This is a genomic window from Pseudonocardia benzenivorans CB1190, from assembly GCF_000196675.2.
Lineage (GTDB): Bacteria > Actinomycetota > Actinomycetes > Mycobacteriales > Pseudonocardiaceae > Pseudonocardia > Pseudonocardia benzenivorans.
Genome location: NC_015312.1, coordinates 2,019,486 through 2,032,739, shown reverse-complemented (window position 1 = coordinate 2,032,739; position 13,254 = coordinate 2,019,486). Strand labels below are relative to the sequence as shown.

11 protein-coding genes are annotated in these 13,254 nt (G+C 74.2%); 7 read left to right on the top strand and 4 right to left on the bottom strand.

Translation table 11 applies throughout. The annotated features are described in order from the left end of the window. Nucleotides 1-14 precede the first annotated feature (14 nt). Both PSED_RS09675 and PSED_RS09670 read left to right on the top strand, forming a co-directional pair. Complete coding sequence (locus PSED_RS09675; protein ID WP_013674067.1) at nt 15-1,796, top strand: N-acetylglutaminylglutamine amidotransferase; 1,782 nt, start codon at nt 15-17, stop codon at nt 1,794-1,796. Further along, nucleotides 1,797-3,728 (top strand): S9 family peptidase, encoded by a 1,932-nt coding sequence (locus tag PSED_RS09670; RefSeq protein ID WP_013674066.1) that lies wholly within the window; start codon nt 1,797-1,799, stop codon nt 3,726-3,728. It begins immediately after the preceding gene. Between the two features lie 23 nt (nt 3,729-3,751). Here the strand turns inward: PSED_RS09670 and PSED_RS09665 are convergent, their stop codons facing one another. Further along, the gene (locus PSED_RS09665) at nt 3,752-5,290 is read right to left on the bottom strand and encodes a serine/threonine-protein kinase (RefSeq protein ID WP_013674065.1); all 1,539 of its coding nucleotides are present in this window, start codon (nt 5,288-5,290) and stop codon (nt 3,752-3,754) included. Nucleotides 5,291-5,440: 150 nt separating this feature from the next. Continuing rightward, nucleotides 5,441-6,865, bottom strand: a complete 1,425-nt coding sequence (locus PSED_RS09660) for an aldehyde dehydrogenase family protein (RefSeq protein ID WP_013674064.1) — start codon at nt 6,863-6,865, stop codon at nt 5,441-5,443. A 241-nt stretch (nt 6,866-7,106) separates the two neighbouring features. On the opposite strand from PSED_RS09660, the gene PSED_RS09655 reads away from it, so the two are divergent. Then, complete coding sequence (locus PSED_RS09655; RefSeq protein WP_013674063.1) at nt 7,107-7,541, top strand: CBS domain-containing protein; 435 nt, start codon at nt 7,107-7,109, stop codon at nt 7,539-7,541. A gap of 95 nt (nt 7,542-7,636) precedes the next feature. On the opposite strand, the gene PSED_RS09650 is transcribed toward PSED_RS09655, so the two are convergent. Continuing rightward, nucleotides 7,637-8,263, bottom strand: coding sequence for a mycothiol-dependent nitroreductase Rv2466c family protein (locus tag PSED_RS09650; protein WP_013674062.1), 627 nt, complete (start codon nt 8,261-8,263; stop codon nt 7,637-7,639). Between the two features lie 214 nt (nt 8,264-8,477). On the opposite strand from PSED_RS09650, the gene PSED_RS09645 reads away from it, so the two are divergent. From PSED_RS09645 to PSED_RS09635, 3 genes are read left to right on the top strand one after another with little or no spacing between them, the layout of a single operon-like run. Further along, nucleotides 8,478-9,773: a class I SAM-dependent methyltransferase gene (locus PSED_RS09645; RefSeq protein WP_013674061.1), complete on the top strand. Its 1,296-nt coding sequence runs from the start codon at nt 8,478-8,480 to the stop codon at nt 9,771-9,773. Next, nucleotides 9,773-10,438: a PIG-L deacetylase family protein gene (locus tag PSED_RS09640; RefSeq protein WP_013674060.1), complete on the top strand. Its 666-nt coding sequence runs from the start codon at nt 9,773-9,775 to the stop codon at nt 10,436-10,438. The genes PSED_RS09645 and PSED_RS09640 overlap by 1 nt, the downstream gene beginning before the upstream one ends. Before the next feature lie 21 nt (nt 10,439-10,459). Further along, on the top strand, nt 10,460-11,485 hold the full coding sequence (locus tag PSED_RS09635) for an NAD-dependent epimerase/dehydratase family protein (RefSeq protein ID WP_013674059.1): 1,026 nt from the start codon (nt 10,460-10,462) through the stop codon (nt 11,483-11,485). Between the two features lie 10 nt (nt 11,486-11,495). On the opposite strand, the gene PSED_RS09630 is transcribed toward PSED_RS09635, so the two are convergent. Continuing rightward, nucleotides 11,496-12,038: a dTDP-4-dehydrorhamnose 3,5-epimerase family protein gene (locus PSED_RS09630; RefSeq protein ID WP_013674058.1), complete on the bottom strand. Its 543-nt coding sequence runs from the start codon at nt 12,036-12,038 to the stop codon at nt 11,496-11,498. On the opposite strand from PSED_RS09630, the gene PSED_RS09625 reads away from it, so the two are divergent. Continuing rightward, complete coding sequence (locus tag PSED_RS09625) at nt 12,037-13,188, top strand: class I SAM-dependent methyltransferase (protein WP_143770413.1); 1,152 nt, start codon at nt 12,037-12,039, stop codon at nt 13,186-13,188. The genes PSED_RS09630 and PSED_RS09625 overlap by 2 nt on opposite strands. Nucleotides 13,189-13,254 lie beyond the last annotated feature (66 nt).

The window sequence follows — 13,254 nt, the reverse complement described above, 5'->3', positions numbered from 1 at the left end:
AAGCAGGGACGCGCATGTGCGGCATCGCCGGCGAGATCCGGTTCGACGGCCTCGGTGCCGACGTCGCGGCGGTCGCACGGATCACCGAGGCGATGCACCGGCGCGGCCCCGACGGGCACGGCGTGCACGCGGCGGGCCCGGTCGCGCTGGGGCACCGCCGGCTGAAGATCATCGACCTGTCGGAGCGCGGGGCGCAGCCGATGGTCGACCCGGAGCTGGGCCTGGCCGCGGTGTTCAACGGCTGCATCTACAACTTCCGTGAGCTGCGCGCCGAGCTGGAGGGGCACGGCTACCGGTTCTTCTCCGACTCCGACACCGAGACGCTGATCAAGGCGTACCACCGCTGGGGCACCGGCTGCGTCGAGCACTTCCTCGGGATGTTCGCCTTCGCCGTGCACGAGCGGGACTCGGGCACGGTCGTCCTGGGCCGCGACCGGCTGGGGATCAAGCCGCTCTACCTCGCCGAGCGGCCCGGCCGGCTGCGGTTCGCGTCGTCGCTGCCCGCGCTGCTCGCGGGCGGGGAGGTCGACACCTCGATCGACCCGGTCGCGCTGCACCACTACATGACGTTCCACTCGGTCGTCCCCGCGCCGCGGACGATCCTCACGGGGGTCCGCAAGCTGCCGCCGGCCACGGTCCGCACGATCCGGGCGGACGGCACGACCACCGTCCACGAGTACTGGTCGCCGCGCCACGAGCGGCGGCCCGCCGACGCGGGGATGAGCGCGGTCGACTGGCGCGACGCGGTGCTGGAGTCGCTGCGGGTCGCGGTGCGCCGCCGGATGGTCGCCGACGTGCCGGTCGGGGTGCTGCTCTCCGGCGGGCTCGACTCGTCGCTGATCGTCGGGCTGCTCGCGCAGGAGGGCCAGACCGGCCTGAAGACGTTCAGCGTCGGCTTCCACGCGGCGGGCGGCGAGGCCGGCGACGAGTTCCGGTACTCCGACGTCGTCGCCGCCGAGTTCGGCACCGACCACCAGCGGATCCTCGTCGACCCGGCGCGCATGCTGCCGGCGGTCGACCACACCATCGCGGCGATGGCCGAGCCGATGGTCAGCCACGACTGCGTGGCGTTCCACCTGCTCTCGGAGGAAATCGCGAAGTCCGTCACCGTGGTGCAGTCCGGGCAGGGCGCCGACGAGGTGCTCGCCGGCTACAACTGGTACCCGCCGCTGGCGGGGGTGCCGCGAGAGCGGGCCGTCACCGAGTACGCGCGGGTGTTCACCGACCGGCCGCACGCCGACCTGGCGTCGATCCTCGAACCGGAGTGGCTGCTCGACCACGACCCGAGCCGCGAGTTCGTCGCCGCGCACTTCGCCCGTGAGGGCGCGGCCGAGACCCTCGACGCCGCGTTGCGGCTGGACAGCACCGTGATGCTCGTCGACGACCCGGTGAAGCGCGTCGACAACATGACGATGGCCTGGGGCCTGGAGGCCCGGGTCCCGTTCCTCGACCACGAGTTCGTCGAGCTGGCCGCGGCCTGCCCGCCGGAGCTCAAGCTCGCCCACGGCGGCAAGGGCGTGCTCAAGGAGGCGGCCCGCGGGGTGGTCCCGGACGCGGTGATCGACAGGCCGAAGGGATACTTCCCGGTGCCGGCGATCCGCCACCTCGAGGGCCCGTTCCTGGAGCGTGTGCGCGACGCGGTCACCGACCCGGTGGCGAAGGCACGGGGTCTGGTGCGGGCAGACTGGCTGGAACGGATGCTGGCGGACCCGAACACCGCGCGGACCAACCTCGGGTCCAACGCGTTGTGGCAGGTGGCGTTGTTGGAGATGTGGCTGCAGGAGAGGGGGTTGTAGATGGAACCGACCCTTGCCGACCGTCGTCGCGAAAGGCTGGTGGGCGAGCGGCTCGTCGCCGACGCCGGCCCGGTCGCCGACGTGGTGTCCGCGGCCTCGTTCCGGTCGCCCCGGCCGGGCCCGGACGGCCGGCTGCTGGCCTGGATCTCCGACCGCGACGGCCGCCCCCGGCTCTACGTCGGCGAGCTGGGCAGTGGACCGGCACCCGTCGTCGAACCCCGGGCCGCACTGCCCACCGAGCCCGACGACCGCGACCTGCCGCACGCCGACGTCACCGGCGTCGCCTGGTCCCCGGACGGCAGCTGGCTGGCCTGCCAGCTCGCGCCGGGCGGCGGCGAGCGCACCCGCGTCCTGCTCGTCTCCCCCGACGGCCGGCGCCGCCGGGAGATCGCCCCCGCGGCCACGGCCGTCGTGCTGGGCTCGTGGTCGCCCAACGGCTCGCACCTGGGTGTCACGATCTACGGCTCCGGGCAGGGCGAGGGCCAGGCGTGCCTGGTCGACCTGCGCGACGGCACGTCGACGGTGCTGGCGTCGGGACCGGCCGCGATGGTGTGCGCGGTGTCGGGCGACGGGCACCGCGTCGTGGTGCGTCACGGCCGCCGCGGCGACCGCCACCTCGAGCTGATCGACCTGCGCACCGGCAGGCGCACCGACCTCATCCCCGGCGGCGGCGCGACGGTCGCCGACGCCCGCTTCGGCGTCAGCGGCGGGCTGCTCTACCTGCACACCGATGCCGGCCGCGAACGCGCCGCGCTGCTCGCGGTCCCGCTCGGCACCGGCGCGCCCGGAATGTCCTCACCGGTCGCCGAACGCGCGCACGACGACCTCGACCTCGTCGCGCTCGACCCGGCGGGCGCCCGCGCGGTGCTGGTCTGGAACGTCGACGGCCGCAGCGAGCCCGAGATGCTCGACCTGCGCAGCGGCCTGATCTCACCGCTGCCCGACCCGGCGGGCGACGTCGTCACCGATGCCGCGTTCACCCGCGACGGCGCCGGCCTGCTGCTCGCGAGCGAGGGGCCGACCGTCGCACCGCGGCTGTCGCTGGTGCCGATCGTCGACGGGCTGCCCGGCACCGAGGCGCCCGCTGTGCTGCCCCCGGAGTCCGACGACCCCGACGACGACACCGACCCCGCGGACGTGCTCGTCTCCCCCACGCTGCACGAGTTCCGCGCCGAGGACGGCCTCACGCTGACCGGCTGGCTCTTCCGGCCGCGCGGCACGCTCGGCGCGACACCCGCCCTGATCTGGCTGCACGGCGGGCCGGAGGCGCAGGAGCGGCCGGTCTTCCAGCCGCTGTTCCAGGCGCTGGCGGCCGCGGGTGTGGCCGTGTTCGCGCCGAACGTCCGGGGCTCGGCGGGCTTCGGCCGCACGTTCTCCCGGGCCGACGACCTGCATCGCCGCTTCGCCGCCATCGCCGACGTCAGCGCCGCCGTCGACTTCCTCGCGGGATCGGGGCTCGCCGACCGCGACCGCATCGGCGTCGCGGGCCGCTCCTACGGCGGCTACCTGACCCTCGCCGCGCTGGTCCGCTACCCGGAGCTGTTCCGGGTGGGCGTCGACGTCTGCGGGATGGCCGATCTGGAGACGTTCTACGCGGGCACGGAGCCGTGGATCGCCGAGGCCGCGACGACGAAGTACGGCGACCCGCGGACCGACCGCGACCTGCTGCGCAGGCTCTCCCCGCTGCACCGCATCGACCGGCTCACCGCGCCGCTGCTGGTCGTGCACGGCCGCCACGACACCAACGTCCCGATCAGCGAGCCCGAGCAGGTCGTCGCCGCGCTGCGCGAGCGCGGCGTCCCGCACGGCTACCTGCTGTTCGACGACGAGGGCCACGAGGTGCACGACGTCGCCAACCGGGCGGCGTTCGTCCGCGAGGTCGTCAGCTGGGTGGCGGGCCACCTGAACGAGGTCGGCTCCCGCACCGCCTGAGGCCGAGCGGCGGCCGGGGTCAGTCAGCCGCCCTGGGTGAAGGACTGGATCACGCGGTTGCCGTCGGTGCCGCTGATGTCGAAGCGGTACGGCTCGCGCGTCTGGGTCCCGTCCTTGCGGGTGAAGACGATCGTCGCGGTGATGGTGTCGGCGTCGACCACGCGCAGCGTCTCGGCCCACACCGCGGTGAGCCCGCCGTAGAAGTCCTTGTACGCCTGGTAGCCGCCCGCCTGCTGCTGCGCCTGCGGGCTCAGCAGGGCCCACGCCTGGTCGACGTTGCCGGGCAGCAGGCCGTAGTAGCTCTGGACGAACTGGATGGCCGGCATCCCCGAGCCGGAGGCCGACGTGGGCGCCGCGGTGGTGGTCGACGGCGCGGTCGTGGGCGTCGGGCTCGGCGTGGGCGAGGCGGTCGCGGAGGCGCCGGCCGGCGGTCCCGTCGGTTCCTTCGTGCCCGACGACCGGACCAGCCCGATGATCACACCCGCACCCACGACGAGCACCACGAGCACCGCGGCCACGACGGCGACGAGCCTGCGCTGCCCGGGCGCCGCGGCCGCGGTCGGGGCCACCGGCGGCGCCGCGGCCGGCGGCGGGGCCGAGGCGAGGGTGGGCGTCGCAGGGGTGGCGACCGGCCGGGCGGGCTGCTCGACGGGGGGCGCGGCCGGGCCGAGGGCGAACGCCGAGCCCGCGGGCAGACCGGTCGGGGTGCGCCCGGCGGCGACGGCCTCCAACGCGGCGCGGGCCTGGCTCGCCGTCGGCCGGTTCGCGGGCTCGGGGGCCAGCAGCGTCGCGAGCAGCGGCGTCAGGGCCCCGGCGGCGACGGGCGGGCGGACCGTGCCGGTGGCCACCTTGTGCAGCAGCGCGTAGGCGTTGTCGTCCAGCCCGAACGGCGGCTCCCCCTCGACGGCCGCGTAGAGCGTCGCCCCGAGGGCGAACACGTCCGACGCCGGCGTCGGCTGCCCGCCCCGGGCCACCTCGGGCGCGAGGAACGCCGGGGTGCCCGCGATCATGCCGGTGCGGGTGAGCTGCACGTCGTCGACGGCGCGGGAGACGCCGAAGTCGGTGATCTTGGCCGTGCCGTCCTCGGCGATGAGCACGTTGCCGGGTTTGACGTCGCGATGCACGACGCCGGCCGCATGGGCGGCGGTGAGCCCGTCGGCCACCTGCTCGCCGACCGCGGCGGCCTCGCGGGCGCCCATCGGCCCCTTCTCGGCCAGTACCGCGGCGAGCGACCGCGACGGCAGGTACTCCATGACCAGCCAGGGTCGGTCGTCGTGGACCACGACGTCGAACATGCTGATGACGTGCGCGTGCTGCAGCCGGGCCCCGATCCGGCCTTCGCGCAGGATCCGCTGCCGCGACTCCTCGAGCGTGTCCTCCTCGCCCGGCGACGCGGCGACGAGCAGCTCCTTGAGGGCGACGGTCCGGTTGAGCAGCTCGTCGGTCCCACGCCACACCGCGCCCATGGCCCCGGCGGCGATCCGCTCGTCGAGCCGGTACCGGCCCCCGATCCGCCGGACCGTGGGGTTCTCGGGGCGGACGTCGGACTCGGGCGGGGTCATCGAACTCCAGCGTGGAGGGTCGCGTTCGGGGTGTCCGCGATCCTATCGAGCGACCCCCGACGAGCCGGGCGGGGCCGGACCCCGCCCGGTTCGCGACGGTTCGTCACGCTCGCCGCCCGGAAATCGCCCGATCAGGCCGTCGCCGACCGGTCAGCGTTGGATGGCCTTGGTCTCGAGGAACTCCTCGAGCCCGTAGCGACCCAGCTCGCGGCCGTTGCCGGACTGCTTGTAGCCGCCGAACGGCGCCATGATGTTGAACGCACCGCCGTTGACCTCGACCTGGCCGGTGCGCAGCCGGCGCGCGACGGCCAGCGCGTGGTCGTCCTCGCCGAACACCGCACCCGAGAGCCCGTAGACCGACGAATTGGCGATCGCGACCGCCTCGTCCTCGTCGCGGTACGGGATCACCGACAGCACGGGCCCGAAGATCTCCTCCTGGGCGATGACGGCGTCGGGCGCGACGTCGGCGAAGACCGTCGGCCGGACGTAGGCGCCCGACTCCAGGCCCTCGACCGGGCCGGGGCCGCCGAACACGACGCGGGCGCCGTCGGCGACGCCGCGCTCGATGTAGCCGTGCACCCGCTGCCGCTGCGTCTGCGACGACATCGGGCCGATCCGGGTGGCCTCGTCGGTCGGGTCGCCGACGGTGTAGCGCGCGGCCGCGGCCTCGACCATCTCCAGGATCTCGTCCTGCCGGTCGGCGGGGACCAGCATGCGGGTCCAGGCCGTGCACGTCTGGCCGCCGTTGATCCAGGCGTTGCCGATGCCGAGCTTCACCGCCTTGCCCAGGTCGGCGTCGGGCAGGATGACGTTGGCGGACTTGCCGCCCAGCTCCAGCGCCACGCGCTTGACGGTCTCGGCGGCGACGACCGACACCCGCTTGCCCGCACGGGTGGAGCCGGTGAAGGAGATCATGTCGACGTCGGGGTGCCCCGCGATCGCCTCGCCGACGACCGGGCCGGTGCCGTGCACGATGTTGAACGCGCCCGCCGGCAGCCCGGCCTCGGCCGCGACCTCGGCGAGCAGCTGCGCGGTCAGCGGCGCGATCTCGGTCGGCTTCAGCACGACGGTGTTGCCCGCGAGCAGCGCGGGCGCGACCTTCGCGACGATCTGGTGCAGCGGGTAGTTCCACGGCGTGATCGCCCCGACCACCCCGATCGGCTCCTTGACGACGAGGGAGTTGCCGATCTCCTCGGTCCACGGGAAGTCGGCCGCGATCTTCGCGAACCCGCGCGACGAGGCGACCGGCATCGTCGCCTGCACCTTGCGGGAGAACGTGACCGGGGAGCCCATCTCTGCGGTGATCGAGGTGGCGACGTCCTCCGCGCGGGCCTTGAGGCCGTCGGAGATGCGCTGGACGACGGCGGCGCGCTCGGCGACGTCGACGTCGGCCCACTCCCGCTGCACCGCCCGCGCGGCGCGCACCGCGCGGTCGACGTCCTCGGCGGTGCCCGCGGGAACCGTGCCGACGACCTCGCCCGTCGCGGGGTTGACGACGTCGATGGTCTCGCCCGTGGCGGCGACCGTCTCTCCTGCGATCCAGTGTCCGGTTGTGTTCAGCGTCGGTGCTGCCATGCCCCGATCCTCACACGGTTCGCGGGGTCCCCGCCCTCCCGAGGCCGGGCTCCGCCCGCCCGGGCGGCACGAGATCCGTCACATCCGCGCCACTCGCAGGCGGCGATCGGCGCACATCCCCCGGACGGTGGAGGCGACGTGCCCCTGAGTTCACCCGCGTCGGTGAGGCGGCTCACCCCGGACCGGCGCACGCTGATCGCAGGCCCCCTGGCCGGGGCCTCGCCACCGCGAGGAGGAACTCATGAACATCGCAGACGTCCTCGACACCAAGGGGCGGACCGTGCACAGCGTCGTGCCCTGGGCGACCGTGGCAGAGGCGGTCGAACGCCTCGAGAAGTACCGGATCGGTGCGCTGCTGGTCAGCGACGGCGAGAACCGGATCAGGGGGATCGTGTCCGAGCGCGACGTGATCCGCGAGCTGGCCCGGCGCGGCAACCGGCTGCTGTCGTGCAACGTCGAGGACATCATGACGCGCAACGTCGCGACGGTGTCGTCCACCGAGTCCCTCACCTACGCGATGGCGCAGATGACCCGCGGGCGCTACCGGCACCTGCCGGTCGTCGACGGCGGGCGGCTGGTCGGGATGGTGAGCATCGGCGACCTGGTGAACCACCGGGTGCGCGAGATGGAGCTGCAGACGGGCGTCCTGCGCGACGCCTACATCGCTACCCGCTGACACCACGGCGAACGACCCCGGCAGACCGACGGCCCGCCACGAGCGACGTGGCGGGCCGTCGACGCGTCGCGGTCGGGCCGGGTGACCGGACTCGCTCAGTAGTCGAAGTTCGGGCTCTCGGTGCGGGTCCGCTTCAGCTCGAAGAAGTACGGGTACTCGGCCAGCATCCGGGCACCGTCGAAGATCTTCCCGGCCTCCTCGCCCTTGGGGACGCGCGAGATCACGGGACCGAAGTAGGCGATGCCGTCGACGTGGATGGTCGGGGTGCCGACGTCCATGCCCACCGGGTCCATGCCGCGGTGGTGGCTGGCGCGCAGCTCCTCGTCGTACTCGGTGCTGGTGGCGGCCTCGGCCAGCGACTCCGGCAGACCCAGCTCGGCGAGCGACTCCTTCACGACGAGCTCGAGGTCCTTGATCCCCTGGTTGTGGATCCGCTCGCCCATCGCGGTGTAGAGCGGGCGCAGGATCTCCTGGCCGTGCTCGCGCGCCGCGGCGATGCACACCCGCACCGGACCGAAACCCGGGCCGAGCATGGCCTTGTAGGCCTCCGGGAGGTCCTCGCGGTTCTCGTTGAGGACCGACAGGCTCATGACGTGGAACGACAGGTCGATGTCGCGGACCTTCTCGACCTCGAGGATCCACCGTGACGTCAGCCAGGCCCACGGACAGCGGGGGTCGAACCAGACCTCGACGCGCGTCCGTGTGGACTCGGTGCTGCTCACAGGCACTCCGATCGGTTCGCGGCCGGCTCCTCTGCTGCGCCGGCTCCTCCATCAGCGCGAACAGGTGCGGAAGCTAACTTGTTCCCGCCCCGGCCGGGGCGTGCGCCGCGACACGACCGCCGGCCCACGGGGGTGCCGGGCCGGACCCTCACGAAACGTAATCGGCGGCCGATCCGAGACCAGTGGCGAGACGATCCGCCGACCGGAGGAACAGATGACGTCGTCGACCACCGAGCGTCCCGCCGCCGCGCAGGCGCCCGACGTCACGCTCAGCTGCCGCCTGTGCGGCTCGACCGACCTGCGCAGCTTCGTCGACCTCGGCGCGACGCCGCCGTGCGAGCTGTTCCTCACCGCCGACGCGCTCGAGCGCGCCGAGGCCACGTTCCCGTTGCACCCCAGGGTGTGCGGGTCCTGCCTGCTCGTGCAGCTGCCGCCGCTGATCGACCCCGGCGAGACCTTCACCGAGTACGCCTACTTCTCCTCCTTCTCCTCCTCGTGGGTCGAGCACGCCCGCCGGTTCGTCGACGCGGCGGTCGAGCGCGCGGGCCTCACGACCGACTCGCTGGTCGTCGAGGCCGCCAGCAACGACGGCTACCTGCTGCAGCACGTCGTCGCGCGCGGCATCCGGGCGCTCGGCGTCGAGCCCAGCGTCAACGTCGGCGAGGCGGCGCGGGCGAAGGGCGTCCCGACACTGACGGCGTTCCTGTCCCCCGACACCGGCGCGACGGTGCGCGCCACGCACGGGCCGGCGGCGCTCGTCGTCGCCAACAACGTGTTCGCGCACATCCCCGACGTCGCCGGGTTCGCGCAGGGACTGCGCGCCATGGTCGCCGACGACGGCTGGGTCTCGATCGAGGTGCAGCACCTGCTGACGCTGGTGCGGCTGCGCCAGTTCGACACGATCTACCACGAGCACTTCCAGTACTACACGGTCGCCACGGCGCAGCGGGCCCTGGCGGCAGGCGGCCTGGACCTGGTCGACGTCGAGCTCGTCCCGACCCACGGCGGCTCGATCCGGCTGTGGGCGCGGCCGCGCGAGCTCGGCGCGGCCCCGGGCCCGGCCGTCGCCGCCGTGCTCGCCGAGGAGGCCGCCGCCGGGCTGGACACCGTCGAGGGGCACGCAGGCTTCGCCCGCGACGTCTCCCGGATCCGCAACGACCTGATGCGCTTCCTGATCGACGCCGCCGACGCGGGCCGGACCGTCGTCGGCTACGGCGCGCCGGGCAAGGGCAACACCCTGCTCAACTACTGCGGCATCCGGCCCGACCTGCTCGCCTACACCGTCGACCGCAACCCGTACAAGCACGGCCGGTTCACCCCTGGCACCCGGATCCCGATCCACGCCCCCGAGCGCATCGAGGCCGACCGTCCCGACTACGTGCTCGTCCTGCCGTGGAACCTGCGCGAGGAGATCACCGCGCAGCTGGCGCCGGTCGTCGGCCGGTGGGGCGGGAAACTCGTGTTCCCGATCCCCGCGCTGGAGGTCGTCGACCCCGTGGGGCGCACCTGATGCGGGGGCTGCGCCCCGAGGCGCTCGACGAGCTCGTCCTGCTCGGCGCGCACTGCGACGACATCGCGATCGGGGCGGGCGGGACCGTGCTGACGCTGTGCCGGGCGCGGCCGGGCCTGCGGGTGCGCGCGCTCGTGCTCTCCGGTGCCGACACCGCGCGCGAGGACGAGGAACGGGCCGCGCTGGCCGCGTTCTGCCCGGGCGCCGACCTCACCGTCACGATCCTCGACGTCCCCGACGGGCGGCTGCCCGCCCACTGGGACCGCGCCAAGGAGGCGCTCGAGCAGTTCCGCCGCACCTGCGAGCCCGATCTGGTGCTGTGCACCACACGCCACGACGACCACCAGGACCACCGCGGCCTGGCCCGGCTCGCGCCGACGGTGTTCCGCGACCACCTGATCCTGGGCTACGAGATCCTCAAGGCCGAGCCCGACCTCGCCCAGCCCGCCGTCCTGTGGCCGGTCGAGGCCGACGTCGTCGACGAGAAGGTGCGGCTGCTGCACGAGCACTACCCGTCGCAGAAGGCCCGGCACTGGTTCGACGAGGAGACCTTCCGCGGCCTCGCCCGGGTCCGCGGAGTGCAGTGCGGACGGCGCTACGCCGAGGGCTTCCATCCCACCCGCATGATCGTCAGTGATGTCGCCGCCGCCCCAGGCGTCGGCTGACCGTCAGAAGGGAACTGCGCGATGCGCGTCCTGCTCACCGGCCACCAGGGTTACCTCGGCACGCTCATGGCCCCGATCCTCACCGACGCCGGGCACGACGTGGTCGGGCTCGACTCGGGCCTGTACGCGACCTCCGTGCTGGGGCCGGCGCCTGCCGACCCGCCGGGGATCGCCGTGGACCTGCGCGACGTCGGGAGGGACGCCCTGACCGGCTTCGACGCCGTCGTGCACCTCGCCGCGCTGTCCAACGACCCGCTCGGCTCGCTCGCGCCGCAGCACACCTACGACATCAACCACCACGCCTCGACGCGGCTGGCCCGGCTCGCCAAGGACGCCGGCGTCGGACGCTTCGTCTACGCCTCCACCTGCTCGGTGTACGGCGCCTCGGGCACCGACGACATCCTCGACGAGAACGCGCCCATGCGGCCCGTCACGCCGTACGCGGAGTCGAAGGTCCGGGTGGAGGGCGACCTCGTCGACCTCGCCGACGACGACTTCGTCCCCGTCTCGCTGCGCAACGCCACCGCGTTCGGGTTCTCCCCGCGGCTGCGCGCCGACATCGTGCTCAACAACCTCGTCGGGCACGCGATCCTGTCCGGGACGATCAAGGTGCTCAGCGACGGGACCCCGTGGCGGCCGCTGGTGCACGCCCGCGACATCGTCGCGGCGGTCGTCGCCGCGCTCGCGGCACCGGCCGACGTCGTGCGCGGCGAGGCGTTCAACGTCGGCTCGACGGAGAACAACGTGCAGGTCAGCGACATCGCGGCCGAGGTGAAGAAGGTCGTGCCCGAGGCGGAGCTGCTGGTCACCGGCGAGACCGGCGGCGACCCCCGCTCCTACCGCGTCGACTTCACCAAGATCGGCAAGGTGCTGCCCGACTTCCACGCGAGCTGGAGCGTCGCCGACGGGGCGGCCGAGCTCGCCGCGGCCTACCGGGCGCACGGCCTGACGCAGGAGGCGTTCGACCGGCGGTTCACCCGGCTCGCGGTGCTGGCCGACCGGCAGGCCGCCGGCACCCTCGACGCGACGCTGCGCCCGGTGGGCTGAGCGGCCCGGCTCAGCCCGTCGCGACCAGCTCGGCCCAGCTGCCCGCGGCCCGGTCCCGGTCGGAGATCGGGCCGAGCGGCAGCGGCCACGCGATGGCGAGGTCGGGGTCGTCGTGGGCGACCCCGACGTCCTCGGACGGGTCGTGCGGGCGGTCGATCCGGTAGCAGACGTCCGCGACGTCGGTCAGCGCCTGGAAGCCGTGGAGCAGGCCCGGCGGCACGTAGAGGTGGTGGAAGTCCTCGTCGTCGAGCCGGAAGGCCGCGACGACCCCGAACGTCGGTGACGACGGCCGGGCGTCGACCAGGACGTCGTGCACCGCGCCGTGCGCGGCCCGCACCAGCTTGGCCTCCCCGCGGCCGCGGCGCCCGTGCATGCCACGGACCGTCCCGCGCCACGACCGGGACTGGCTGTCCTGCGCCCGGGGACCCAGGTCGACCCCGTGCTCGGCGGCGATCGCGGTGTCGAACGTGCGGGTGAACAACCCGCGACCGTCGCGGAACGGCGTCGGCACGAAGAGCAGGACACCGTCGATGTCGGTCGTGCGAACCTCCATGACGGACACTCTGGCAGGTAACGCGCCGCCCGCCGAGGCCGAGTGGGATCCGGTGACGACCATCTGCCGTTGGTGCGGCACCGGCGCCGGAGAGCTCGTCCTCGACCTGGGCCGCCGGCCGACGTCCGAGTTCTTCCCCCGGCTCGACGACCCCGGCCCCGACCCGCTGTTCCCGCTGCGGCTGTGGCTGTGCGGCCACTGCGGGCTGGCCCAGCTCGCCGACGACGACGAGGTGCCCGAACAGCCCGTGGGGATCGAGCCGCAGGCCCTGACCGACCAGCGTCGCGACGCCGTCGCCGCGGTCCGCGAGGCCGGCCTGCTGGCCGGCCGGACGACGGTCGCCGAGGGGCCCACCCCGCACGGCGGGTCGTGGTTGCCCGACCTCGCCGGGCTCGGGATCACGCCCGCGGGCGCGCACGGCCGCGCCGACGTGGTCGTCGACGCGTCCTTCGGGCTCATGCACGCCCGCGACCAGGCAGCGGCCCTCGACGGGCTGCTCGCCCGGCTCGCCGACGACGGCCTGCTGCTGTTCGGCTTCCACAGCCTCGCCGCCATCGTCACCCACGGGCAGTGGAACGCCGTGCGGCACGGGCACTTCGCCTACTACTCGACGCCGACGGCCGTCGCCATGCTCGCCGACCGCGGGCTCACCGCGACCGACGCCTGGACGTTCCCGCTCTACGGCGGCACGGTCCTGCTGGCCGCCCGCCGCGGGGGGACGCCCGGCGCGTCGGTCACCGCGCTGGTCGAGTCCGAGCTGGCGGCGGGAGTCCACGACCCCGGGCGTGTCGCGGGGCTGCAGAAGGCCGTCGAGACGTCGACGGAGGCGCTGCGCCGCACGGTCGACGACGCGCGCGCCCGCGGCGAGCGGGTGCTCGGCTACAGCGCGGCGTCGCGGGCGGTGTCGCTGCTGCACCTGGCCGGGCTGGGCCCCGGCACCGTCGACGCCGTCGCCGACGCCTCGCCCGCCAAGCAGGGCTGCCGGATGCCCGGGACCGGCATCCCCGTCGTCACGCCGGACGACCTCGCCGCGGCGCGGCCGGACGTCGTGCTGCTGTTCGTCCCCGACCTGCTCGCCGAGGTGCGCCGCGCCCTCCCGGCGGTCGAGGCGGGCGGCGGGCGCTGGGTCGTGGCCGAGCAGCTCGGGTAGGACCCGAACGCGCACGACGCCGCGCGGGCTTCCGTGGTTGGATCGCAACCGTCCCGACCGCCCCCC